Annotated in this window: 21 protein-coding genes; 11 read left to right on the top strand and 10 right to left on the bottom strand. The window is 66.1% G+C overall.

The genetic code is table 11. The annotated features are described in order from the left end of the window. Entirely contained in the window at positions 1–888 is an 888-nt protein-coding gene (locus tag BA190_RS31575; protein ID WP_068297828.1) for a LysR family transcriptional regulator, read from the bottom strand. 98 nt (positions 889–986) lie between these two features. Here BA190_RS31575 and bla point away from each other — a divergent pair, with 98 nt between their 5' ends. The 4 genes from bla to BA190_RS31595 all read left to right on the top strand — a co-directional run bounded on the left by bla (position 987) and on the right by BA190_RS31595 (position 5,916). Then, complete coding sequence (gene bla, locus BA190_RS31580; protein WP_082980173.1) at positions 987–1,871, top strand: class A beta-lactamase; 885 nt, start codon at positions 987–989, stop codon at positions 1,869–1,871. Between the two features lie 120 nt (positions 1,872–1,991). Continuing rightward, positions 1,992–3,551 (top strand): DUF4173 domain-containing protein, encoded by a 1,560-nt coding sequence (locus BA190_RS31585; RefSeq protein ID WP_162275263.1) that lies wholly within the window; start codon positions 1,992–1,994, stop codon positions 3,549–3,551. Positions 3,552–3,568: 17 nt separating this feature from the next. After that, the gene (locus BA190_RS31590; RefSeq protein WP_068297839.1) at positions 3,569–4,273 is read left to right on the top strand and encodes a response regulator transcription factor; all 705 of its coding nucleotides are present in this window, start codon (positions 3,569–3,571) and stop codon (positions 4,271–4,273) included. Beyond that, on the top strand, positions 4,270–5,916 hold the full coding sequence (locus tag BA190_RS31595; RefSeq protein ID WP_202908559.1) for a HAMP domain-containing sensor histidine kinase: 1,647 nt from the start codon (positions 4,270–4,272) through the stop codon (positions 5,914–5,916). The genes BA190_RS31590 and BA190_RS31595 overlap by 4 nt, the downstream gene beginning before the upstream one ends. A gap of 16 nt (positions 5,917–5,932) precedes the next feature. Here BA190_RS31595 and BA190_RS31600 read toward each other — a convergent pair whose 3' ends face one another. The 3 genes from BA190_RS31600 to BA190_RS31610 form a co-directional block, all read right to left on the bottom strand. Then, positions 5,933–6,241, bottom strand: a complete 309-nt coding sequence (locus BA190_RS31600) for a type II toxin-antitoxin system RelE/ParE family toxin (protein WP_245315018.1) — start codon at positions 6,239–6,241, stop codon at positions 5,933–5,935. Next, positions 6,222–6,467: a type II toxin-antitoxin system ParD family antitoxin gene (locus BA190_RS31605; RefSeq protein ID WP_068297845.1), complete on the bottom strand. Its 246-nt coding sequence runs from the start codon at positions 6,465–6,467 to the stop codon at positions 6,222–6,224. The genes BA190_RS31600 and BA190_RS31605 overlap by 20 nt, the downstream gene beginning before the upstream one ends. A 151-nt stretch (positions 6,468–6,618) precedes the next feature. Beyond that, positions 6,619–7,554: a LysR family transcriptional regulator gene (locus BA190_RS31610; protein ID WP_068297848.1), complete on the bottom strand. Its 936-nt coding sequence runs from the start codon at positions 7,552–7,554 to the stop codon at positions 6,619–6,621. Between the two features lie 154 nt (positions 7,555–7,708). Between BA190_RS31610 and gstA the strand changes: the two genes are divergently transcribed. Both gstA and BA190_RS31620 read left to right on the top strand, forming a co-directional pair. Next, positions 7,709–8,335, top strand: coding sequence for a glutathione transferase GstA (gstA, locus tag BA190_RS31615; protein WP_068297850.1), 627 nt, complete (start codon positions 7,709–7,711; stop codon positions 8,333–8,335). Continuing rightward, positions 8,332–9,027, top strand: a complete 696-nt coding sequence (locus BA190_RS31620) for a glutathione S-transferase family protein (protein WP_068297852.1) — start codon at positions 8,332–8,334, stop codon at positions 9,025–9,027. Before gstA ends, BA190_RS31620 begins: the two co-directional genes overlap by 4 nt. Positions 9,028–9,153: 126 nt before the next feature. On the opposite strand, the gene BA190_RS31625 is transcribed toward BA190_RS31620, so the two are convergent. After that, on the bottom strand, positions 9,154–11,148 hold the full coding sequence (locus BA190_RS31625) for a CocE/NonD family hydrolase (protein WP_068297855.1): 1,995 nt from the start codon (positions 11,146–11,148) through the stop codon (positions 9,154–9,156). Between the two features lie 113 nt (positions 11,149–11,261). Beyond that, on the bottom strand, positions 11,262–12,119 hold the full coding sequence (locus BA190_RS31630) for a GntR family transcriptional regulator (RefSeq protein WP_245315019.1): 858 nt from the start codon (positions 12,117–12,119) through the stop codon (positions 11,262–11,264). A 163-nt stretch (positions 12,120–12,282) separates the two neighbouring features. On the opposite strand from BA190_RS31630, the gene BA190_RS31635 reads away from it, so the two are divergent. The 5 genes from BA190_RS31635 (at position 12,283) to BA190_RS31655 (ending at position 18,551) form a co-directional block, all read left to right on the top strand. After that, entirely contained in the window at positions 12,283–13,476 is a 1,194-nt protein-coding gene (locus BA190_RS31635) for a C45 family peptidase (RefSeq protein WP_068297861.1), read from the top strand. Between the two features lie 69 nt (positions 13,477–13,545). Next, positions 13,546–15,105, top strand: coding sequence for an ABC transporter substrate-binding protein (locus BA190_RS31640; RefSeq protein WP_068297864.1), 1,560 nt, complete (start codon positions 13,546–13,548; stop codon positions 15,103–15,105). A gap of 49 nt (positions 15,106–15,154) precedes the next feature. Further along, positions 15,155–16,099, top strand: coding sequence for an ABC transporter permease (locus BA190_RS31645; protein WP_202908564.1), 945 nt, complete (start codon positions 15,155–15,157; stop codon positions 16,097–16,099). An 11-nt stretch (positions 16,100–16,110) separates the two neighbouring features. Beyond that, positions 16,111–16,935, top strand: coding sequence for an ABC transporter permease (locus tag BA190_RS31650; protein ID WP_371260447.1), 825 nt, complete (start codon positions 16,111–16,113; stop codon positions 16,933–16,935). Then, positions 16,932–18,551: an ABC transporter ATP-binding protein gene (locus tag BA190_RS31655; RefSeq protein WP_068297876.1), complete on the top strand. Its 1,620-nt coding sequence runs from the start codon at positions 16,932–16,934 to the stop codon at positions 18,549–18,551. The genes BA190_RS31650 and BA190_RS31655 overlap by 4 nt, the downstream gene beginning before the upstream one ends. A gap of 43 nt (positions 18,552–18,594) precedes the next feature. Here BA190_RS31655 and BA190_RS31660 read toward each other — a convergent pair whose 3' ends face one another. The 4 genes from BA190_RS31660 to BA190_RS31675 are packed head-to-tail and all read right to left on the bottom strand — an operon-like array spanning position 18,595 to position 24,669. Beyond that, positions 18,595–19,938, bottom strand: a complete 1,344-nt coding sequence (locus BA190_RS31660) for a lysine N(6)-hydroxylase/L-ornithine N(5)-oxygenase family protein (protein WP_068297878.1) — start codon at positions 19,936–19,938, stop codon at positions 18,595–18,597. Beyond that, positions 19,935–21,794, bottom strand: a complete 1,860-nt coding sequence (locus BA190_RS31665) for an IucA/IucC family siderophore biosynthesis protein (protein ID WP_068297881.1) — start codon at positions 21,792–21,794, stop codon at positions 19,935–19,937. The genes BA190_RS31660 and BA190_RS31665 overlap by 4 nt, the downstream gene beginning before the upstream one ends. Beyond that, a complete protein-coding gene (locus BA190_RS31670) occupies positions 21,791–22,882 on the bottom strand; it encodes a GNAT family N-acetyltransferase (RefSeq protein ID WP_068297884.1) in 1,092 nt (363 codons plus the stop codon). The genes BA190_RS31665 and BA190_RS31670 overlap by 4 nt, the downstream gene beginning before the upstream one ends. After that, the gene (locus BA190_RS31675) at positions 22,879–24,669 is read right to left on the bottom strand and encodes an IucA/IucC family siderophore biosynthesis protein (RefSeq protein WP_068297888.1); all 1,791 of its coding nucleotides are present in this window, start codon (positions 24,667–24,669) and stop codon (positions 22,879–22,881) included. Before BA190_RS31675 ends, BA190_RS31670 begins: the two co-directional genes overlap by 4 nt. Positions 24,670–24,774 lie beyond the last annotated feature (105 nt).

Genomic DNA, 24,774 nt, shown 5'->3' on the forward strand with positions numbered 1-24,774 from the left:
TCACGCCGGCAATGCTGTCTCCGTCTGGCAGCCTGCCAGGAGCCAGGCTCGGAACGCCAGCATGGCGGGCGAAGGCTGGCGCGATTTGAGTTGAGTCAGCCAGTATGAACCGGCGTGCACCTCGGTCTCGAAGGGACGCACCAGCCGGCCGCTGGCCAGGGGACTCGAGAACATCGCCGCCGGCAACAGGCCGACGCCGATGCCCTGGGCGATCGCCTCGGCCATGGTGACCGAGGAATCGAAGACGACGGCATGGGTTGCGGGGCCGGTTGCCCCCGCTGCGGCAAACCACAATTGCCATTCGTCCTCGCGATAGGACCGCAACAGCAATTCACCAGCGAGGTCCGCCGGCCGACGCAGCCGTTCGGCCGCAGCCGGCGCGCAAACGGGCGAGAGCGGGGCAGGCATCAGCAGCGTCGCCTCGGTGCCATGCCACAAACCGTCGCCGAAGCGGATGGCATAGTCGAGGCCGTCGCCGGCCAGATTGATGCGGTTGTTGTTGGTGAGGATGCGCAGGTCGATGAAAGGGTGCGTCTCGCCAAAGGACCGCAGGCGCGGCAGCAGCCAGCCGGCGGCGAAGGTCCCGACCACGCCGACTGTCACCACATCGCGGAAATGGCCCTTTTCGAAGCGGTCGAGCGTGGCACCGATGCGCCCGAAAGCTTCGTTGAGGACCGGGACGAGCGCCTGGCCTTCCTCAGTGAGGGCGAGGCCGCGCGGCAGGCGGCGGAACAGGTGCACGCCCAAGATCTCTTCCAGATTTTTCACCTGGTGGCTCACAGCGGTCTGGGTCACCCGTAATTCGAGCCCGGCGCCCGTAAAGCTGAGATGGCGCGCCGCCGCCTCGAAGGCGCGCAAGGCATTGAGAGGCAGATGCGAACGGATCATGGACCCCCAAATTTTTCTCAGGTCTGAGGCGATTTATCATCGTTTGTCCCCTGCTCAAACTGCGACCATCCTGACATCGAACGATGTAAGGAGTTGGCATGACCAGACGTAATTTCATGGTCGGAACAGGTGCAGCCCTGTTCCTGCTGCCTTTCGGCGTCGCGTTTCCTGCGGCCGAATCGCGTGCCTCGACGGATTTCGCAGGGGCAATCAGGCGGATCGAAGGCGAGGTGGGCGGACGCCTGGGCGTTGCCTCTCTCGATCTCAAATCGAGGGTGAGGCTGGTTTATCGACCGGACGAGCTCTTCCCGCTCTGCAGCACCTTCAAGCTGCTGGTTGCCGCCGCGGTGCTTGCCCGGGTCGACCAGCGGCACGAACGACTGTCCCGCCAGGTCCCGATCGAGGCTGCCAGGCTGCTGCCCAATTCGCCGATAACGGCCAGGCATGCCGGCGGGCATCTGACCTTGGCGGAGCTTTGTGAGGCGGCGATCACCGTGAGCGACAATCTGGCCGGCAATCTCCTGCTGGAAGCCGTGGACGGGCCGGCCGGATTGACCCGTTATCTGCGTTCGATCGGCGATTCGGTCAGCCGTCTCGACCGTTGGGAGGTGGAGCTCAACGAATCGCTGCCGGGCGATCCGCGCGATACCACCAGCCCGGCCGCGATGCTGGCGGACCTCCAGCGCCTGCTGGTCGGAGAGGCGCTGTCGCCATCCTCGCGCAGCCAGCTTACGGCTTGGCTGAAGGCCAGCAGAACCGGCGATACCCGCCTGCGCGCCGGACTGCCCGCGGAATGGGCCTTCGGCGACAAGACGGGAACCGGTGAGCGCGGTTCGACCAATGATGTCGCCATCGCCTGGCCGCCTGGCCGTACGCCCCTTCTCATCGCCGCCTATCTGACCGGTACGACCGCGGCGGCCGACCGCCGCAATGCCGCCCTTGCCGCCGTGGCCAAGGCCGTGGTGGAGCATTTGCCGGCGTGAGTGCAGGAAGGACGCCGTGGGTCCTTGCACGATTTCTGCACGAGGTGCGCATCACGCCGCCACGAGGGCTGTATCGCGGCTGAACATCGGCGCGGCAGGATGGCGGCCATGGAGGAACCCATGCCGATCGCATCCGCTTCGCCGGACCAGACCCTGCCGGCCCGCAACCGCTCGCCGCTTCGACTGAGCTTCGTTTTCAAGGTGCTGGCCATCATCGTGCTGGCCGTCCTCGCCGATGTCGTGCTGTCGGCGGGGCAAGCCCTGCCTCAGGTGGGCAGCATCATCGGCTTTCTGGCTTTTGCCTGGCTCGGAGCGCTGCTGGCCTGCGACAGCCTGATGCGCCGCAACCGGGCCAGCCGCTTCGCGGTGATCGGTGCCAGCCTTGCGGGCTTCGCCCTGATCGTCGAGCCGAGCCTGCTTGCCGGCCTGCTCTTCCTGACGGGCTTGGCGCTGGCGCTGCTGCTGCCGCGCCATGGCGAATTCGGCAATGCGCTGGCCTGGGCCGTGCGCCTGCCCCTCTACGGTGCTCTCAGCCCGATGGCGGCCCTGCTCGATGCAGGCCGCTTCGCTCGGATCATCCGGCGACGAGGAGGCCTCGCTCTCGGTGGGATCGCCGGGGGATTGCTCGTGGCCGGTCTCGGCTCGGTTCTTTTCCTGCTCTTGTTCTCCGACGCCAATCCCCTGATCGGCCTTGGATTCGCCGCCCTATGGGATGCGCTCGCCCTGCGGAGCGGAAGCACAGGCCTGTTCTGGCATGGTCTATTCGTTCTGGCGAGCGTCGTCGCGCTATGGGCGAGCTTCAGGCCGCTGCGCCTGCGCCCCTTTGCCGGTGTCTCCACGCGTGCATCGCTGCCGATCCTGCCCTCCTGGCCCGGAATGGCGCCAGTGGTGATCGCGCTTGCTGCCTTCAACCTGGTGTTCGCTCTCCAGAATGCCTCGGACATCGCGTTTCTGTGGAGCGGCGCCCAGCTTCCCGAAGGCGTGACCTTTTCCCAATATGCCCATCGCGGCACGCAGGCCCTGGTTCTTGCGGCGCTGCTGGCGGCGGGCTTCGTGCTGGTCTGCCTGCGGACCGGCTCGCCTTTGGCGGGCAAGGCGAGCGTTCGCCTGCTGGTCTATCTGTGGATCGGCCAGACCATGCTGCTGGTGGCCTCCACCATGCTGCGCGTCGTCGCCTATATCGAGGCCTATTCGCTGACCTATCTGCGCATCACGGCCTTGATCTTCCTCTTCCTGGTGATGACGGGATTGGCGCTGATTTCATGGCGTATCGCCCGCCGGCGCGATGGCGTGTGGCTGATCAATGCCAACGCCCTGTGCCTGGCCATCGTGCTCGGGGTCTGCTGCTTCATCAACTTCGAGGGGGTGATTGCGCGCTGGAACCTCGAACGACAGGGATCGCCGCAAACCTTCGAGGGGCGGCGAGACATGTCCTATGTGGGAAGCTTCGGCGGCACCGGCGCCCTGCTGCCTCTCAAGGACGCCGGCGCTGCGGCCGACGCGGCGCAGAGCCGCGATCTTGCCGAATTGCGCGAGCTGAGGCGGGCAGTGCAGGTCAGGCTGGAGGCGCAGCAGGTCGATTGGCGTCAATGGACGCTGGCCGGCGCCTGGCGGCTGCAGCAGGCGGGGCCGCTGTCCGATCCGGCGCTGCCGAACCCCGCTTTGACACCTTCCCCCTGAAATGACATTCATCGCTCATGTCCCGCACCATTCTCATCGTCGATGACGATCCGCATATCCGCGAATTGCTGGCCTTCGCCCTTGCCAAGGCCGGCATGACCACGCACCAGGCCGGTGATGGCGAGGAGGGGCTGGCGAAAGCCCTGTCCCTCAAGCCGGATCTTGCCATTCTCGACATCAACATGCCGCGCATGGATGGCCTCGAAGTCTGCCGCAGGCTCCGGGCGCAGAGCGAGCTGCCGGTGCTGTTCCTGTCCTCCCGCGATGACGAGATCGACCGGGTGCTCGGCTTGGAAATGGGTGCCGACGACTATGTGGTGAAACCCTTCTCGCCGCGCGAAGTGGTGGCGCGGGTCGGTGCCATCCTCAAGCGGACGGGTGCCAGGCCGGCCCAGGCCGCGCCGGCATCGGTGCTGGCGCGGGGCCTGCTCCACCTCGATCCTGAAGGCTGGCAGACCCAATGGGCCGGGGAATCGGTGGGGCTCACCGCCAAGGAATTCCAGCTCCTGCAGATCTTGGCAGCGACGCCGTCCAAGGTGTTTTCCCGCGACGAGATCATCGATCGCCTGCACGGGCCCGGTTTTGCCATCACCGACCGCACCATCGACAGCCATATCCGCCATATCCGCCAGAAGTTCTCGGTCGTGGGGGCCGAGGACGTGATCGAGACCCGGGCCGGCATCGGCTATCGCATCGGCGCCTGTGCGGGCAAGGCGGCGTGATCCTGTTCAGCCGGTTGAAGGACGCCATCAAGGCGCGCTGGCCGGCGCTGCGCCTGCGTTCGATCCTGATCGGGGTGCTGTTGTTCACCGCCCTGATGCCGGGCATCGGCGCCATCTTCCTCAGGGTCTATGAAAATGTCCTGGTGCGCCAGACCGAGGCGGAACTGATCGCCCAGTCCGCCGTCTACGACGCGGCCTTCGATCTCGCCTGGCCCGGCCCGAAGCCGCCGCCGGTGCTGCCCCCGACGGAGAACGATCCGAACGAATCCTACCGGCGGGACGATTCGGCGACCGAGCCCTATTTCACGCCTGAGGCCCTGACGATCGACCTCAACACGATGCCGATCCTGTCACAGCGCCCGCTGCCCGTCGCCTCGTCGCAGGCGCCGGATGCCGAGGCGCTGGCAGCGGCTCGGGCGATCGCGCCGCTGATCGAGCAGAGCCGGCGCACCACGCTGGCGAGCGCGTTGATCCTCGATGCCAGGGGCACGATACTCTCGGACGGGCCGCTCCAGGGCCAGAGCTATGCCTTCCTGCCGGAGGTCCAGTCGGCCATCGGCGGGCATTCGCAATCGGTCTTACGGCGGCGCGGAGATTATGTGCCGCGCTATGCCTTCGAAGTCTTCAGCCGCGCATCCGCCATCCGCGTGCATTATGCCCGGCCGATCAAGCTGGGTGATCGCACCGTCGGTGTTCTCCTGCTGTCGCGCTCGCCCCGCGCCCTGTTCCGCGGCATCTATGACGATCTCGGCAAGATCGCGCTCGGTTTCGGCATCATTCTCGCCGTGATCATCGGTCTGGCCGGCCTGTTGTCGCGGGCCATCGCCAAGCCGATCGAGCAACTGACCGAAGCCAGCGCCCAGGTCGGCCGGCATCTCGGCCGCGGCGGCAGCGAGGTGCCGCCGACCCCGGCTACCGCCACCATCGAGATCCGGGCCCTGTTCGACAATTTCCGGCGCATGGCGGTCGCCATCGATCTGCGCTCGCGCTATCTGCGCGATTTCGCCGCCGCGATGAGCCATGAGTTCAAGACGCCGCTCACCGGCATACGCGGCGTACTCGAACTGCTCGACGAACATGGCGACACCATGAGCGCCGGGGAGCGCCGGCGCTTCATCGCCAATGCGGAGGGCGATGCCGAGCGTCTGTCGCGCCTGGTCGCCCGCCTGCTCGAACTCGCCCGCGCCGACATGGCGGATGAGAACGAGGGTGTGTCGACGGCGCTGGTCGATCCCGTGCGGCGTATCGCCGATGCCGGTTCCGACGACCACTTCAAGGTCGAGGTCATCATCGATGCCGGCCTGCCTACCGTGCGCATTCCGGCGGACGTCCTGGAGGCGGTCTTGACGACCCTGGTGGAAAACAGCCGCCAGGCCGGGGCATCCAGGGTGACGATTTCGGCGGCGATCGGGGACGACCATCTCGACCTTCGGGTCGCCGATGACGGGCCTGGCATTCCGCCTCACGACCGCAGCCGCCTGTTCGAGCCCTTCTTCACCACCAAGCGCGCCAATGGTGGTACCGGCCTCGGGCTGCCGATCGCCCGCTCCCTGCTCGGCAACAGCGGTGCCAGTGTCGACTATGTCGACGACGGGCCCGGCGCCTGCTTCCGGCTGCGGCTGAAGCGGAATGGGGTCGGGTGATCCAGGTGGAATTTATCTACAGATGCCGGCCGATATCCATGCGCTGATGCAATATGCGGATAATGTCGATGGTTTGCCCCGCTTGGCGATAGAATACGACATGCGAGCCGATATTGTATTTGAGATAACCTTCCCGGATCTCAACGAGGCGGCCGGTTTTTGTGCCGGCGGCCAGCCCCTCGAAGGCTACCACAAGTGTGTGAAAATAGCTGTCGGCCTGCTCGCGAGACCACGTTCGGAGCGTATAAAGCCAGATTTCCTCAAGATCGCTTTCGGCCAGAGGCGTGAGCCGATAGCGGCTGACTCTATCCGGCATGCTTGTCATGCAACCGTTTGAGGAAGGCCTCACCGTCGAATGGTTTGGGAGGTCCGGACTCCTCGCCGGCGATCAAAGCGTCGCGCAGGGCTTGAAGTCGCATTTCCTGTTCTTCGAGCAGACGCAGCCCGGCACGTACGACATCACTAGCAGACCCGTAACGGCCCGAGCCGACCTGTTCGTCGATGAAGGTCACGAAGTGATCTCCCAAGGAGACCGAGGTGTTGCGCTGCATGTTCGCTCCTCCAAGTTAGCACCAATATATACCACTTATTGGTACTATACCACGTCCATCACAGCTTCCTGGCTGACGCCAAGGCGCAAGACCGAGCCAGCGGCAGGGTGATGTTTATTCGGCACAGGACTGTGCAAGCGGTTTTGCTCCTTTATGTCCTGACCGTACCTGCCACGGCTGGAACGCCATGACCCTCGAACAAGCGCTTCTCGGCGGCCAGGCCATTGCCGACGAGATCGAAGAAGGCGCGGATGCGGGCCGTGTTCTTGAGGTCGCCATGGGTGACGATCCACAATTCGCCCGTTAGTTCAGGCATCGGTTCGGCGAGGGCACGGATGAGGTCCGGATCGCTGTCGCCGAGATAGCAGGGCAGCAGGGCAAGGCCGAGGCCGGCCTTGGCGGCGACTGCCTGGTTGACCAGGCTGTTCGAACGATAGGCGACGGCGTCAGCCGGCAGGTGTTGCGCCAGCCAATCGGCGGCCCGGATGCCAGCCGTGGCCTCCTGCCAGCCGACGAAGGTCTGGCCGTCGAGTCCCGCCACGGCGGACGCCGGCCCGCCATTGGCTGCCACGAGCGCCGGGACGCCATAGAAGGTCCAGGCCATGCCGGCGAGCTTCCTGCCCCACAGATCGCCTTCCCTCGGCCGCACCGGCCGGAAGGCGATGTCGGCCTCGCGGCGCGACAGGCTGAGCACGCGGTTGTCGATGGCCAGCTCGACCACGATGCCCGGATGGGCCCGGCGGAAGCCGGCGAGGTGTTGGGTCAGCCGGCTATAGGCGAGGGTTTCCGAGGAGGTGACGCGCAGCCGGCCGGAAAGGCGGTGGTCACGGCCGGTGATGTCGCGGTCGAGGGCCAGCGCCTCGTCCTCCATGCGCTCGGCGGCAACGGCCATGCGCTCGCCTGCGGCCGTCGCCTGGTAGAGGCCTCCGGGCAGCCGCTCGAACAGGCGCAGGTCCAGGCGCGCTTCCAGGGCGTTGAGGCGTCTGAAGGCCGTCGAGTGATCGATCGTCAGGGCCTTCGCCGCTGCCGTGAGGCTGCCGGCGCGCTGGATCGCCAGCACCAGGCGCAATTCGTTCCAGTCGTCCATGCCGCCTGCATAGCATCTTAGATGCTTGCAGTCACGCAAGTGCGACTGGTGAAAAGCCAATTAGTCATGCGTCGTTGCATTGTCCTAACCTTCCAGTCGATCCGCCGTTCGGCCCAGCCGATGGACGATTGCTTCGACTGAAAGGAAATGGAACATGAAACTCTATTATGCCACCGGTACCTGCTCGCTCGCCCCTCATATCGTGGCGAAGGAGGCCGGGATTGCGCTCGAGCTCGAACGCGTCGACCTGCGCAAGACGCCGCATGTGACCGAGCAGGGCGTGGACTATACCAGCGTCAATCCCAACCATTACGTGCCGGCGTTGCGGCTCGACGACGGATCGGTGCTGACCGAGGGCGCGGCGATCAGCCAATATCTCGCCGATCTCGAGCCTCAGAGCGGCCTCGCCCCGGCCGCAGGCACGGTCGAACGTGCCCGCTTGCAGTCCTGGCTCAACTTCATCGCCTCGGAACTGCACAAGATGTACAGCCCGTGGCTCTTCCATCCCGAATATGGCACGCAGGCCCAGGATGTCGCCCGCATCAAGATCGCCGAGCGCCTCGCGACCGTCGAGCATCATCTGGGCGAAGGTGGTCCTTTCCTGCTGGGCGGGACCTTCACCGCCGCCGATGCCTATCTCTTCACCATCGTCGGCTGGTCGCCCTACACCAAGGTGGACCTTGCGCCTTTCCCGGCGATCCGTGCCTTCATGGCTCGCGTCGGGGCTCGTCCCGCCGTGCAGGCCGCCATGCAGGCGGAAGGCATGAAGGTGGCGGCATGAGCACCGGGTCCCACCCCGCCGGGCTGACGCTCGTCAGCCACCATCTCTGCCCCTATGTGCAGCGCGCGGCGATCGCGCTGATGGAGAAGGGAGCGCCGTTCGAACGGCGCTTCATCGATCTTGCCGCCAAGCCCGACTGGTTCACGGCTCTATCCCCGCTCGGCAAGGTGCCCTTGCTGCTGGTGGAGCGGATGGAGCAGCCACAGGCCGTGCTGTTCGAGAGCAACGTCATCTGCGAATTCGTCGAGGAGGCCGTGAAGGGGCCCAACCTGCATCCCGCCGATCCGCTGGAGCGAGCCCGGCATCGGGGATGGATGGAGTTCGGGTCTGCCATCCTCGCCGATCTCTGGGGCCTGGAGACGGCCACCGATGCGGCGGGCTATGAGCGTGCACGTGCCAGGGTTGCAGACAAGTTTGCCCGAGTGGAGGAGGTGCTGGGCAACGGTCCTTATTTCGCCGGTGAAGCCTTCGGCCTGGTCGATGCCGTCCATGCGCCGATCTTCCGCTATTTCGACCTGTTCGACGCCCTCGCCGATACCGCTGTTTTCGCAGGGTTGCCGCGTGTGCGAGCCTGGCGACAGGCCCTGTCGGTCCGCCCCAGCGTGCGCGCGGCTGTTACGCCCGACTATCCCGATCGCCTGCGCGCCTTCCTCGTCCGCCACGATGCCTTCCTACTGAAGCAGGCTGCTTGAGAGGAGAGGAACGCGTCATTGCGGGCACAGCGAAGCAATCCTGTGCGAGGTGTGCGGCAAAGCTGGATTGCTTCGCTGTGCTCGCAATGACCCCCTGAAACTCCTTAGCCACCTGTGTCCGGTCCCTCACACCAGCCGGCGCGGGATTACCTCGTGGAAGCTGCGATCGGCGATCTCGACCCAGTCCTGCAGAGCGCGGATCCGGGCGCTGATCTCGAAATTCTCGTCATCGGCGATCATGCGGGCTTCGGCCTCGATGCGGAACTCGATGCCGTCGCAGGTGAGCGTGCAATGATGCGTCACCGTCTGGCAGGCGCTGTGCGGTTCGCCGTCGCGGATCGAGAATTCCCGGCGCAGTCTATGGGCGAAATCGGTGGCGATTTCTTCAAAACGCATCGGTGCCGAGCCGAAGGCGTCGCCATCTACGACGAGATGGGCCGTGCCTTCGATGAGGTCGAGGCTGAAACTGCGTTCGGCCTGGGGCGGGCGGCTCGAACGGACCGGGCCGGTTTCGGCCATGCTGACGGGCGGGAAGGCGAGGGCGGCATCCTCGCGCCGCGGCCGGCGCACCGGCAGGATCAGGGCGGCCTCGCCGGTGCGGACCGTCAGGGCCGCCTGGTTGCGCGCGGGCCAGGCCATGGGCCAGGCCGAGGTTGCAATCGACAGGCGAATGCGGTTGCCGGCGACGAAGGCATGGGCGCAGTCGTTGAGCCTGATCCGGACCGTCTCGAACACGCCGGGAGTCAGGGACTTGGGCTCGGCGTGGCCATCCCGATGGGTGAGGTTGAGGATGGCATAGGAGACGCGCTCCGAGGAGCCGTCTGGCGCGACGTCACAGAGCCGTACATGAATCTGCGCCGTGGGCTGGTCGGAAGCGACTTCCAGTACCAGCTCCGGCGCGCCGAGGATCTCGGTGCGGTCGGCGAGCTCCTTGGAATCGAAGACGAGGGACAGGCCGTCATCGAGGCGCTGGTCGGCGGGCGCTTCGCCCGGCAGACCGGAACTCATCCATTCGCCGCCGCCGGCGCCGCACCACAGCGGCGAGCGGATAGCAAGCTCCGAGGCCGGTGCCGGTCGCCACCAGAGCTGGCCCGGCGAGAGGAACATCGGCCGCCGGCTGATCAGGCGCGAGGGCCAGGACGCCTCGCCGATCCAGCGGCCGTTACGGCCCTCGTCCGAGGTGCCGCGCTCCTGCATATAGGCCCGCAGCATCGGTTCGTTCATGATGCCGTTGTCCAGCCCCCTGAGCCAGTGATCCCACCAGCGCAGGGCCTCCTCCAGGAAGCCGATGGCGGGGCCGGGCAGACCCTGATGCGGGTAGTGATGGGCCCAAGGGCCGATCAGGCCGAGGCGCGGGCCCGGCAGGTGTTCGAGCAGGCGGGGGATCGCATTGGAATAGGCATCCGCCCAGCCACCGACTGCGAAGACGGGTATCGCGATGGCGGACCAGTCCTCGCAGACCGAGCCCTGTTGCCAATAGGCGTTGCGATGCTGTTCGCTGGCCCAGATCGCCGGAAAGAAAGGCAGGTGGTCGAGGCGTTGCTCCCACGCTTCGCGCCAGCCCTCGCCATGGAGCGAGGGCGTGGGCGGCAAGGCCTGCCAGGCCATCATCGCCGAGCCCCACCACAGATTGTCCGCCAGCAGGGCGCCGCCCATGAAATGCACGTCGTCGGCATAGCGGTCATCGGTGGAGCATACGCTGATCACCGCCTTCAGGGCTGGTGGCCGGCGTGCGGCGACCTGCAGGGCGTTGAACCCGCCCCAGCTCTTGCCGATCATGCCGACCTTGCCGTCGCACCAGGATTGCTGCGCGATCCAGGCGATCACGGCGCAGGCGTCCTCCTGTTCCAGGGGCAGGTATTCGTCGTCGAGCAGGCCTTCGCTGTCGCCCGAACCGCGCATGTCGACGCGGATGGCGGCGTAGCCATGCGCCGCGAACCAGCCATGCATGGCTTCGTCGCGCGAGCGCGTGCCGTCGCGCTTGCGGTAGGGGATATATTCCAGGATGGCGGGAACAGGCGCGGTCTCCGCTCCTTCCGGCAGCCACAGGCGCGCCGCCAGCCTGACGCCATCGGGCATCGTGATCGTCAGATGTTCGATGGTGCGGACGGGATTGGGCATGGCTCACTCTGGATTGGCTGCACTGTCTTCATAGCATGGTCGGGGAACGCAGGGCGATCAGGCGTGTTTGGTGTCTTTCGTGCTTATTAAAGCCACGTACTTCCTGTGAGATTCTAGACCAGGCTGGCATTCTGGAGATGGCGGCGCATCAGCGCGGCGGCGACCTCGAAATCGCCTGCCACCAGCCTTTCCAGGATTTCCATATGCTCGCGGCAGGAGATCTCGACGCGGTCCCTGCCATAGGTCCAGTCATAGTTCGACAGGCGCCGCAACCTTGACTGGCGGCGGATGGCATGGGCCAAATAGCGGTTGCCGGAAGCGGCGCCGATGCCCTCGTGGAAGGCGGCGTTGGTTTCGAAAAAGGCGATGCTCGCCGAGGCGCTCCACTGGCCCGCGCGCGCGGTCGCCAGGGCGGCGGCATGGCGCTCGCGCATGTCCTCCGCCCATTCCGGCCTGAGCCCGAAGCCGGGCTCGAGAATGGCGGCCGGTTCCACCAGCATGCGGAAACGATAGCTTTCCTGGTTGGCGCCGTCATCCCGCAGCAAATCGGCGAAATGCCAGCCATAGCCGGCCTTGCGCTCGACGATGTCGAGCTCCTCCAGCCGGGCCAGGGCGTCCCGCACGCGCTGGCGGCTGACGCCGTAGCGCTTCATCAACTCGGCTTCCGAAATATTGAGCGGCAGGCTCTGGCGTTCATGGTCGTGGGCGATGCGTACCAGCAACTCGTCGTCGAGATCGACACTGCGCGGCGGTGGCGGCGCGGGCGGTGGCGGCAGGGCGATGAGCTCTACGCCCCGGTTGGGCCGGCGCCCGACGAATCCCCCTGCAGCGAGCTGGTCGAGGGCGGCCCGGATCGGCGTGCGGGAGACGCCGAGTTCCTGGGCGAGGCGGTTCTCGTTCAGCCTTGCGCCCGGCTGCATCGCCTCGTCGTGGATGAGGCGCACGATGCGGTCGAGCAGATCCTGCCGCAAGCGTGTCGACGGCTCCTTGACATCCAACTCAGATTGTTTCATGTAATCACAAAATACAATTTTTGATGCGTGGACCTGATCTCTCCTGATGTATCAGGTCCCGCTGCGACAATGAAGGCTCGGCCTTCATCACGGTCAGATGCAAAGTGGGAGATGGTGGAAAATGAGTTCGCGAAACGGTGAAGGCCCGGTCTCCTATCAGCCGCGAGTCCTGCCGCTTCCCCTGATCGAGGTTTCCGGTGCTCCGCGAGAGCGAGGGCGGCAATATGGCGAGCAGGCCTCCGCGCGCATCCGGCATGGCATCGAGCACTACTCGGCGCAGCTGGAGGCGGCCAGGCTGCCCTGGGCCGAAGTGGAGGAACTGGTCTCGCGCTTCGAGCCGACCATCCGCGATTTCGCCCCGGCCTATATCGATGAAATGCATGGCATCGCCGAGGGGGCCGGGCTTCCCTATGCGGCCATCGTGCTCCTGAATGCCCGGACCGAGATTCTCAAGCTTGCCGAAATGCGGGAGAATGGCATCGTCGCGCCGCTTGAGGCCGATGGCTGCACCGGCGCCGTCGTCCTGCCGCAGGCGACCGCCTCGGGCCGCCTGCTCCATGCGCAGAACTGGGACTGGAAGGCCGAATGCGCCGAGACGGCGGTCGTCCTGAAGATTCGCAGCGAAGAGGGCCCCGACATCCTCACCTTCACCGAGGCGGGCGGGCTTGCGCGCAGCGGCTTCAATTCGGCCGGCATCTCCATCACCGCCAACTATCTGGAAACGGATCGCGATTATCGCCAGCTCGGCGTGCCGCTGGCCCTGATCCGGCGCAAGGTCCTGGAGCAGAAGCGGCTGGCCCTTGCCATGCATGCCGTCTATGCCACGCCGAAATCGGCCGCCAACAACATGATCGTGGCCCAGGCCAACGGCATCGCCATCGACTTCGAATGCGCTCCCGACGAGACCTTCCAGGTGCTGCCACAGGCCGGGCTGATCGTGCATGCCAATCATTTCCAGAGCCCGGTCGCCCTGTCCAAGCTGATGGATCGCGGCATCGCCGACACGCCGGACTCGCTCTATCGCGACCTCAGGGTGAGGGCGTTGATCGAGCCCCATCTCGGCGCCGTCACCATGGACCATGTCAAGGCAGCCTTGTTCGACGATTTCGAGACGCCCTGGGCCGTCTGCCGCCCGCCGCACCGGGAGGGCACCACCAATCTGTCGGCGACGGTGGCCATGATCGCCATGGAACCGGCGCTCGGCGTGATGGAGGTGGCGATGCTGCCGGCCCTCAATCGCAGTTTCGAAACCTATTGCCTCGATATGAACATCCACGTGCCGAGCAGCGGCATCCGGCCCCGGCACGCTGCCTGATCCGCCGAGGCGGCGCAGACCGCCCGGCTCATCCCACCATCCCGACGATAAATCGCATGGGGAACTGACATGACCAACCTTCGGACCCTCGCCCGCGGCGCGGCTGCTTTCGGGCTGCTGGTTGCGGCGCCGGCTGCGGCCCAGTCGCAGGATGTGCTGCGTATCCAGCTCAATGCCGATATCCGTTCTACCGATCCCGGCATCAATCGCGACGCCAATTCGGACGCCGTGGTGATGAACGTGCTCGAGGGGCTGGTCGCCTTCCGCGAGGATGCCTCCGTCGGCCCCATGCTGGCGGAGAACGTGGAGACGTCGGCGGATGGGCGCAGCTACACCTTCAAGTTGCGCAAGGGCGTCACCTTCCATGACGGCACGCCGCTGACCGCCGCGGATGTGGTGTTCGACTGGCAGCGCTACATGGCGCCGCAGAACAATTGGCGCTGCCTGCCGGAATTCGACGGCAGCGGGCGCATGAAGGTCACCGGCGTCGAGGCGCCCGATCCGCTCACCGTGCGCTTCACCTTGGCCGAACCGACGGCCCTGTTCCTGACCACGCTGGCGCGCGTCGATTGCGGCGGCACGGGCATCTATGCGCGCAGCTCCGTCGGTGCCGACGGCAAGTGGATCAAGCCGGTAGGCACTGGCCCGTTCAAGTTCGAGGCTTGGGTGCCGGGCCAGTATATCGACCTATCCCGCAACGAGGCCTATGTGGCCTTGCCCGGCAAGCCCGACGGCTATGCCGGCAACAAGATGCCGAAGGTCAAGGGCGTGCGCTTCATGATCATTCCCGATCCCTCCGCGGCCAAGGCGGCCCTGCTTTCGGGCGGCATCGACGTCATTCCCGATATCGCCGTCTCCGACATGGCCGAACTGCGCGCGAACGCTGATGTGAAGGTGCAGAGCAAGCCGACCATGGAGCTCAACGCCGTCCTGTTCCAGGTCAAGGATCCGCTGCTGTCGGATCCGCGCATCCGGCAGGCGCTCGCCCTCTCGCTCGACGTGCCGCAGCTCGTCCAGGCGGTCACCGAAGGCGAGGGCAAGCCCAACCGTTCGCTGATCCCGGTCAGCTCGGCCTATTACGGCGAACCCGAGGCGAAGATGCCGGAGCGCGATCTCGATACCGCCAGGAAGCTGCTCGCAGAGGCCGGCTACAAGGGCCAGCCGATCCGGATGCTGACCTCCAAGCACTATCAATATCTCTATGACATGGCCGTGCTGGTGCAGGCGATGGCGGAGGAGGCCGGCATCAAGATCGAGCTCGAAGTGCTCGACTGGGCGACCTTGCTCGACCACTACACCAAGGGGGACTACCAGGCGGCGGCCTTCTCCTATTCGGCCCGGCTCGACCCGTCCCTGTCCTTCGACATGGTCAGCGGCGACAAGGCCAAGGCCCCTCGCAAGGTCTGGGACAATCCCGCCGCGCTCGCACTGCTCAAGCAGAGCACGCAGGTCGCCGACAAGGCCCAGAGGCAGGCGCTGATCGACCAGATGGAGACGATGTTCCGCACCGACGTGCCGATGATCGCGCTCTACAACCCCGCGGCTAAGGGGGCGACGCGCGCCAATGTCGAGGGCTTCGAGGTCTGGTCGCTCAGCCAGCCGCGAGGCTGGGGCGTGACGCTGAAATAGCGCGCGCCCGGATAGTCCAGCTCGGCGAGGTAGCTCAGCAATGAAAGCACTGGCTCTTTATGTGGCGCGCCGGATCCTGTGGGCGATACCGACGCTCCTGCTCGTTGCCGTCATGGTCTTCGTGCTCGTCCGCCTGATCCCGGGCGATCCGGCCCAGGTCGCCCTCGGCGACAATGCCAGCGAGGCCCAGCTCCAGGCACTGCGCATCGCCATGGGGCTCGACAAGCCCATCGTGGTGCAGTTCTGGTACTGGCTCCAGCACATGCTGCAGGGCGATCTCGGCCAGTCCATCACCAATGGCCAGGCGGTGCTGCCCCTGATCGTGGATCGCTTCAAGGTCTCGGCCATCATCGTGCTCGCCGCCGTGTTCCTGGCTGCCCTGCTGGCGGTGCCGGGCGGGTTGCTGGCGGCCTGGAAGCAGAACCGGGCCGCCGATCTCGCCATCGTCTCCAGCGCTACGCTGCTCTTGTCGATCCCGAGCTTCTGGCTTGGCATGATATTCCTGCTCGTCTTCGGCTCGAAGCTGCAATGGCTGCCGGTGGTGGGCTATGTGCCCTTCTCGCAGGATGCCGGCCAGGCCCTGCTCTATGTGATCCTGCCGATCGCCACGCTCGCTTTGATCGAGACCGGCGTGCTGACCCGCATGTCCCGCGCCAGCGCCATCGAGGTGCTCAGGCTCGAATATGTCATGCATGCCCGGGCGAAAGGCCTTAGGGAAAGCCGGGTGCTGCTGCGCCACGTGCTGCCCAATGCCTTCGCGCCGACCTGGACCGTCATCGGCCTCACCCTCGGCAATCTGCTCGGCGGCATCGCGGTGCTCGAGACCGTATTCACTCTGCCGGGCCTCGGGCGGCTGATGGTGGATTCGATCTTCTCGCGCGACTACCCCGTGATCCAGGGCTGCCTTTTGATGACGGCACTGATCTATGTGCTGGTCAATCTGGTGGTGGACCTGTGCTACCCGCTGTTCGATCCGAGGGTCTCGGCGACATGAGCATGCTTCGTATCCCCCGTTTTCGCTTCAACGCCGTATTGGGCGGCCTCTTTCTCGGCCTCGTGGTGGTGATGGCGCTGCTGTCGCTGGTCTGGACGCCCTATCCGCCGATGAAGGTGCATTTCACCGCGCTGCTCAAGCCGCCTTCGGCTGCCCATTGGCTCGGCACCGACAAATATGGCCATGACGTGCTCTCCGGCGTGATGGCCGGGGCATCGATCAGCCTGGGTATCGCCTGCCTGTCCGTCGGCTTTGCCGTGGTGTTCGGCACCATGCTCGGTCTCGTCGCCGGCTATCTCAAGGGCACGGCCGACCGTGTCCTGATGGTCGTGAGCGATGCCCTGCTGGCCTTTCCCGGCCTGCTGCTGGCGCTCGGTGTCATCGTCATCGTCGGGCGTGACCACAGCGTCGGGGCGATCGTGCTGGCCCTTGGCGTCGCCTATACCCCCTCCGTGCTGAGGGTGGTGCGCGGCACGGTGATGTCGGTGCGCGAGCGCGAATATATCGAGGCCTCGCGCGTGATCGGCAATTCCGAATGGAAGACGATGGTCAAGCATGTGCTGCCGAATTGCCTGGCGCCGATCATCGTGCTGGCGACCTCGATGCTGGGCTGGGTGATCTTGTCGGAAAGCTCGCTCAGCTTCCTCGGCCTTGGAGCCCCGCCGGAGATGGCGAGCTGGGGCAACATGCTGGCGGCAGCGCGGCCCTATATCGAGCGGGCGGCCTGGCTCGGCATCGCGCCCGGCCTATGCCTCGCCTTCACGCTGCTCGGCATCAACCTGATGGGCGATGCCATCCGCGACCGCTTCGATCCGCGCATGGAGGGACAGCGATGAACGAGACGGTCGCAAACCCGCTGCTCAGCGTGCGGGGCCTCACCATGGAGGGCCCCGGCGGCCTGCGCATCCTCGACGACGTCAGTTTCGATGTCGGGGCCGGCGAGATCGTGGCGCTGGTCGGTGAATCCGGCAGCGGCAAGACCATGGCGGCGCGCTCGGCACTGCGGCTGGTGCCCCCGCAGGTGCGTCGCATCGCCGGCGAGGTCCTGTTCGAGGGGCGGGATGTCGACAGCCTCGGAGCCGAGGCGATGCGCCGGCTGCGCGGCGGCTCGATCGGCATGATCTTCCAGGAGCCGATGGTCTCGCTCAATCCAGCCATGACCATCGGCGCCCAGCTTGCCGAGGGGCTGATGCTGCATCGCAGGGTCAGCGCGGCCGAAGCGGACAGCCTGGCCTGCGCAATGCTGGAGCGCGTGCAGATCAAGGATCCCAAGGGCTGCCTGACCGCCTATCCGCACCAGTTTTCCGGCGGCATGCGCCAGCGCATCATGCTGGCCTCGGTGATGCTGCTGAAGCCGAAATTGCTGATCGCCGACGAGCCGACCACGGCGCTCGACACCCTGTCGCAGCGCGAAGTGCTCCGGCTGATGGTGGAGCTCACGCGGACCGAGGGCACGGCGGTGCTGCTCATCACCCATAATCTCGGCCTGGTGGCCCAATATGCCCACAAGGTGGTGGTGCTGCAGCGCGGGCGGTTGGTCGAGCGGGGCGGCGTGGCCGAGGTACTCACCCGGCCGCGCCAGGCCTATACGCGCGCTTTGCTCGATGCCCTGCCGAGGCGGGAGGACAACCGTAAGCCGGTTCCCGATGTGCCGGCCCTGATCGAGGCGCGTGCGGTCAGCGTGCGCTTTCCGGGGTCCGGTGGGATGTTCTCGTCGACACCGCCCAAACTGGCGGTCGACGGCGTGTCTCTGGCCGTGCGTCCCGGCGAAGCGGTGGCCGTGGTCGGCGGCTCGGGCTCCGGCAAGACCACGCTGGGGCGGGCGATGATCGGCTTGCTGCCTTTGGCTGGCGGCGAGGTCGCCTTTCGCGGCGAGCCGATGGCAGGGGTGGAGCGGCAGCGCCGGCGTGATTTCCGCCTCAACTGCCAGCTCGTCTTCCAGGATCCCTATTCTTCGCTCGATCCGCGCCAGCGCATCGGCGACATCGTTGCAGAGCCCCTGTCCCACGGACCCCGGCTCGGGCGAGCGGAACGGCGTGAGCGGGTGGAAGCCATCCTCGCCGAGGTGGGGCTCGCCGGTTTTGCGGAGCGCTTTCCGCATGCCCTATCGGGCGGCCAGCGCCAGCGTGTCGCCATCGCCCGGGCGGTGGTGCGCAATCCCGCTTTCGTGGTCGCCGACGAGCCGGTGTCGGCGCTCGACATGACCATCCAGAAGCAGGTGCTGGAACTGTTTCGGCGCCTGCAGGACAAGCATGGCTTTGCTTGCCTCTTCATCTCGCACGACATGGCGGCGGTCTCGCAGGTCGCCGACCGTATCGTGGTGATGAAGGACGGCCGGATTGTCGAGCAGGGCAGTGTCGCCGAGATCTTCGACCGGCCGCAGCACGCCTATACGCGCGCCTTGCTGGAAGCGACGCCCTCCCTGGCCGTTCCGCAGGCGCTGTCGGCCTGAGGTCGGCGGCGGCAGCACACTGCCGCCGCCTTTCGTGCTGTCGTCAGCAACTGCGATGGGACGGATGGCGCAAATATTTGACCTCGGCGTCGGCGACCTCCGCCTGGTCGCCGCCTGTCGACCAGGCCAGCGGCGAGGCCGGCGGTTCGACGTCGAAGAAGGGCTGGCCGATCAGGGCGTTGGCGATCACCGCGCTGCGCCACGCCATCAGGCTGAGCTGCGGCTCGGCGATGCCATGGCTGATCAGCCCCGCGTTCAGCGCGAAGATGCGATTATCGGCAGGACCGTCCCACTTCACCGAGAAATCGGCATCGAGCCGCAGTCGGCCCGTTCCGTCGATCGCGATGCGGTCCTGGATCGGTGCGAGGCAGTCAGGCAGGCGATAGCTGTAGCCCGTGGCCAGCACGATCACGTCGGCCTGGCTGAATTCGATGCCGCCGTCGAAGCCGTTGCGCATGACCAGCCGGAAGCCGCCGGCGTTCTGCTCGACATCCAGTACTTCGCGATGTGGCATCAGACGGGCCTGGGGGCCGCCACGCTCGATATGGCGCAGCGTGTAGAGGCGGCGGTAGATCTCCGACAGCGTGGAGGCAGAAACGCCGTCGCCTGCCAGCTTCTCGCGCTCCACGGTGGACAGGCGCCGCCCCTCGGCGAGGTTGTGGAAGTTGCGCACGTAATGCGGCGTGAACAACTCGTTGGTGAAGGGTGTGGCATCGAGCGGCTGGAAGTTCGGGCGCAGGCTGATCCAGTCGACCGATGCAGCCGCAGCTTCGCCCGCTCCCAGCAGATGAAGCAGGATCTCAGCGCCGCTCTGCCCGCCGCCGATCACCGCCACGCGCTTGCCCGCGGCACGAGCGAGTTCGAAGGCGGCGCGCGAGGAGTGGAAATGGTTCTGGCCGGTCAGCTTGCGCACGAAGTCGGGCTGGTAGGGCTGCAGGCCGATGCCGAGCGCGACGTTGCGGGCTTCGACCGTGCCGTTGCCCGTCTGCAGGATGAAGTGGCGGCCATCGAAATCGAGGGCCTGCACGTCCTCGCCAAAGCGCAGGCTGTCCAGGCCCTTGGCGACCCAGGCCAGGTAATTGGCGAATTCCTGGCGCGGCACGTCGGCGAATTCGGCATTGATGAAGTCATAGAAGCGCCGATGTGCGACGAGATAGGCGATGAAGCTCCATGGGCTGGTCGGATTGGTGGCCGTGACCAGGTCCTTCAGGAACGAGGTCTGCAGCGTCACGTCGGGCAGCATCATGCCCGGATGCCAGTTGAAGCGTTCGCGCTTCTCGAAGAAGGCGGCTTCGACGCCGTCGATGGCATCGAGCTGGGCGGCGAGGCTGAGGTTGAACGGGCCGATGCCGATGCCGGCGAGGTCGAGCGGATTGCGCTGTGTCATGCCTGGACTCCTGCGGATTTGTCGGCGAAACCGCGGTCCCGGAAGGGGCGGGATTCGCGTTCGGCGAGATGAAGGGGATTGTCGAGTTCGCTGCCCAGGCTCGGCACCGGGCGGCGATTGGCATCGCCATAGCCGATGGCGAGCCTGACGCGGTTGATGCAGATGCGCGGCACCTTCGGGGTGAAGAGGTCGAACAGCTCGAAGCGCTCCGCCAGGTCGGGATGGCGCGCCTGATAGAGGCGCAGGCGCTGCGCCAGCACGCCGTAGAACTCGATTTCCGGGAAACGATCGTGGCTTGCGAGCGTATCGGAAAGAAAGCGCAGCACGCTGGCGAAATGCCCGGTCTGCAGGTGCTGCAGGAGATGGGCCGCCGGCCGCTTCAGCAGGGCTTCACGGATGGCGGGCGCGAGGTCGGCCGCTTCCGGGAATGCCTGGTCGACGAGGTCGACGTCGCCCTGAAGGTCCTTCAGCGCGACGCCGCAGGGAACGGCGCCGTCGAGCAGCACGGTGATGTTCTGGCCGTGGGCGATGAAGCCCACGCCGTAGCGGCAGAGGAAGTGGTAGAGCGGCAGGACGACGGCATCGAACAGGCGCGCCAGCCATTCGGCATGCGACAGGCCCGAGGCCGCGATCAAGGCGCTGGCGAGCGGCACGCCGGCAAAATCGCTCTTGATGAGGGCGCCGAGCATCAGGGGGCGGCGCCCTGCGGCGAGGCCGGCTTCCGGGCTTTCGCGCCAGATCACGCCCAGCATTTCGCGGAACTGGTAGGGAGCGTCGGCGATGCGCTCGTAGAGGGGGTGGGGATAGAAGGCACCCGCGCATTCGCGCAGCACCAGCGCGCTGGAGAGCTCGGGATCCTGCCTGGTCTTGTCGGCGAGCCAGTTCGAGAAGGCCGGGCCAATAGTCATGTATTTGCCGGGCACGCCGCGCCAGGCCGAGGTGTTGAGGATGGTAAGGGAGAGCTTGAGGTGGAGCTTGGCGGGCGAGGCCGCATTGGCGAGGGTGCGCAGGGACTGCAGGGGACGATAGGCATCGCCGAAGAGCCCGAGCGGCACGATACGTCCGGCTGCGATTTCGCCGGCGAATTGCGCCACGATCATGTTGTCCCACTGCCAGGGATGCACGGGCAGGAGCATGAAACGGTTCGGATCGAGGCCCGCTGCCTTGCAGGCGGCCTGCAGCCTGTCGCGCTCCGCCTCGCCAAGGGAGGCAGCGAGCAGCGCCTCTTCATCGATGTCTCCGGCCAGGCTGAGGCGGCAGCGGCTGCGATCCGCCGCCAGCCAGAACAGCTGGAAGGTCGGCTGGAACTCGGGCGCGTAACGGGAGAAGTCGCTGAGGCCCCAGCCGATCCGGCCCTTGCTGGCCGGCGCCTTGGGATGGCCGTCGAGATAGGCCTGGACCTGGTCATCCGGCAGGCTCAGCAGATGTTCGTTTTCGCCGGAGCCGGCCATGGTCGCGATCCGGGCATCCGCCAGCAAGGTGCTGAACAGCTCCTTGGCGTAGATGCACAGCGTGTCCGGCTCGATATCCAGGGTTTCCCGGGCATCGAGCATGAAGCCGGCGGCATCGTCGGCCGGGCGCAGCGCGGCGCCGTCCTGCCGCATCAGGCTGGCCGTATCGATCGACAGATTGCCCCAGATGCGGCGCACGGCCTTGAAGCGATAGGCCACCCCGCCGCCCAGCCGCAGGATCCATTGGGTGGCCTCGGCATTGGTGGGCTCGGGTGCGAGGCCTTCCTCGAAAGCGAGTTCGCTGATCGCCTTGGCGATGACGGCCCGGTTCAACGAGAGCCAGAGCCCGGCATCGATCGGGCTGCCGTCGGGCAGGGGTCCAAGGGTTGGCGTGCCCTGGGTCATAGCACCACCTCCCGGAAGAAGCGCTCGCGCTGGCAGCACACCAGCGCCGCGCGCTTATGCGGGAAGTCGAATTCCTTCACCTTGTCATAGGCGGTCTGGGCGCAATAGCTCAGCATCTTCTGGTGCGAGGCGCGCGGCTCGCCGACCACGCGGCGCGTGCGCGGCTCGTCGAGGAACAGGCTGTGGGTCACCGAGCGGAACCAGGTGCCGGTCCTGGCGCGGCCGAGGTGACGGGAATTGCCGATCAGGCCGTGCCAGCCGCGGTCGTAGTCCTCCGCGTCGTAGAAGGGGCCGAGCCGGTCTTCCTTGGCCCAGTAGAATTCGAAATAGCCGGAGGGCTCGTCGCCCAGGCTGCCGATCACGCCGAAGATGTGCGGATCGGCTTCCTGCTCGGCGAGATAGCGGTCGAGCTCGGCCTCGCTCTGGGCCAGTTCCCAGAAGAAGGCGACGCGGGGCTGGTTCATCCAGCCATGGAAAAGCTTGAGATCGCGGCGGCGGTCGATGGCGCGTATCGACAGCGTGGTCCCCAGTTCGGGGACCCAGCGCCGGTAGAAGGTGCCGGTCGGCTGCGGTGGCCGCAGGGGCGGCAGGCGGTCCTGCGGTCCGATGGCGGAGCGGATCTCGGGAAAGGCGTGCAGCCCCTCGGGCCGGTGCCAGAGCAAAGGCAGCTGGTAGAAATGCTCGCGCGCGATGCGCACGGCGCTGGCGCCCGTCTCCTCATCCGTCACCGTCTGTACGGCAAGAGGGAGCAGGGCCGGCCTGAAGGCGACATCGGGCAGGTGCAGGGCGGCCATGGCGGGGAAGAGCTGGAAGGCGGCTTCCACCAGGATGGCAATGGCATGGACATCGCCGGGATGGGTCGCATCGGGCTGGCGGATGGCAAGGATGCCCGGCCCGTCCCCCTCGGGGGGGCGGAGCCCGGCCCGTCCGATCGTCGCCGAGCCGACCTGTGCGACCAGCTCCAGGCTCCCATCCGCCTGCAAACGGCTCTCGATGACAGCCTCGCCGTCAAAACCGAGAGGCCAGTGACGGCTCGGTGCGGGGGAGACGGCAATGTCAGTGGGATCGATCTTCATCTGCAGGGTCATGCCGCGACCTCCGCAATGGGGTTGCGCAGGGGCACGTAGCCGGCGAGAGGATCGGTCACCTCGGTGTTTTCATTGATGTTGCGGAAGCAGATCATGAAGTTTCCTTTGCTGCCGAGCGTCGGCGCGGTGAGGAGATAGGTGAGGCAGGTCTTGTCGGCGAGCGGCAGGGCGGCGAGCTCTTCGAGGAAGGCACGCAGATCACCGATCAGGATGCCCTCGGCGACGAGACGCGAGGTGCCGAGCGCGCCGATCACCGCGAAGACCGAATTGACGAGGAGGTAATAGCCTACGAGCTGGGCCGCTTCGTCCGAGTTGAAGACATGGCCTGCCTTCATCGGGCTGTCGGGCGCCTTCCTGGCGAGCTCGGGCAGGAATTCGCGGATATAGCCGGTGCCCTGGCAGTCGCGGAAATGCACGGCCACCGGCCAGCCCTGGTCGAGTTCCACCACGATATTCTGCTGATGCGCGCCGAAGAGCAGGCCGATATCGGCCTGGATCTGCAGGAAGGGCGCGACGACCTTGTCGAGGAACTGGCGGAACCAGCGACGGGCCACTGCGCCGGGATCGGCCAGCTCCTGCCCGGCAATGCGCCGGATGAGGGCGGCGAGGGCGCTGTCATGTCCGTCAGGATAGATCTCGCAAAGAGCGGCCAGCACGGCGGCAGAGGGCTGGGTATCGCCCTTGAACGGGTTCTCGCGCAGGATCGCCGTGGTCTGCGGCAAGGCCTTGCCGTCGGCATCTCGCAGCAGGAGAAAAGCGGGTTCGCCCATCACCTTGAAGCTCGGGAAACGCCGGGCGATGGCCTGGCCGACTTCGCCGGCCAGGAGGCGGTCGATCTCGATGCCGCGCTCGCATTCGCGGGTTTCGATGACCCGGCGCGAATTGGTGAGGCGCAGGCTGAGCGAGAATTTCAGCATCCAGTCGGCGTGGGGGGCATGGATGGCGCGCAGCGAGGAGGTGGCCTGCCAGGGGGAGCCGGCATGGCCGAGATCCTTCAGAAGGCCACGGCGGAACAGCCCGTCAATGGCCGGGTCAAGCGCCAGCTGGGCTGCCTGCCAGGGATGCATCGGCAGCAGGATACGGTCCTTCGCGGCCTTCACGACCTCCGGATCCATCACAGGATCCCCGGTGGCCAGGCTCTGGCAGAGCTCGGCTGCGGTTTTGGTGCGCGAACTGTCCTGGAGCACCAGAGCGGGATCGGCGGCCCACCAGCGCAAGGCGAATCCGCTCCGATATTCGGGGGCGAAACGCCTGGAATCCTCCAGGGTGAACTGGTCCCGGCTGCGCGGGGTCGGATGCACGGCATGGCCGAAGCGCAACGAGCCTTCCGCTTCTGCGAAGCTGGGGTCGCGCTGGGCGAAATAGGCATCGGGGGACGGGACGCGTGCTGCCACATCCTCGATGTTTCGGATGCTGTCGAACACCCGCGACAGGAAGGTCAGGCTCCTGTCCTTGTCGGCGCTGCCGACGATGTCCGGTTCGCTCGCAAGCAGGAAGACGAAGTCCTGGAAGCTGATCGGGTGTGGCGGTGCCGTGCCCGAAAATTCCAAGAAGGGCGGGCGGAAGCCGTGATAGGCGGCCCGTGATCGATGCGTCACCTCGATGGCGACATGACCGCCCCGGCGCGGCAGGGGAAAGCGGGCGAGCAGGCGGCCGTTTCCGGCGCTGCCGTCTTCATGTTCCATCGTCCAGCCCTGCCATTCGCGCATCAGGCTGTTCAGGAAAGCGCGCATGGAGACGTCATGGGCGGTGTCGATGGATCGTCTGATCAGGTCGATGGCGTTCATGGTGTTCCTTTTCAGCAGAACTCCAAATTGCAAAGTAGATATGGAAATTACTACTTGTACAATTTATAATACTTCTACATTTTTCTAAAATTACTATTGAATTCC

The organism is Labrys sp. WJW (assembly GCF_001676615.1).
Taxonomy (GTDB): Bacteria; Pseudomonadota; Alphaproteobacteria; order Rhizobiales; family Labraceae; genus Labrys; species Labrys sedimenti.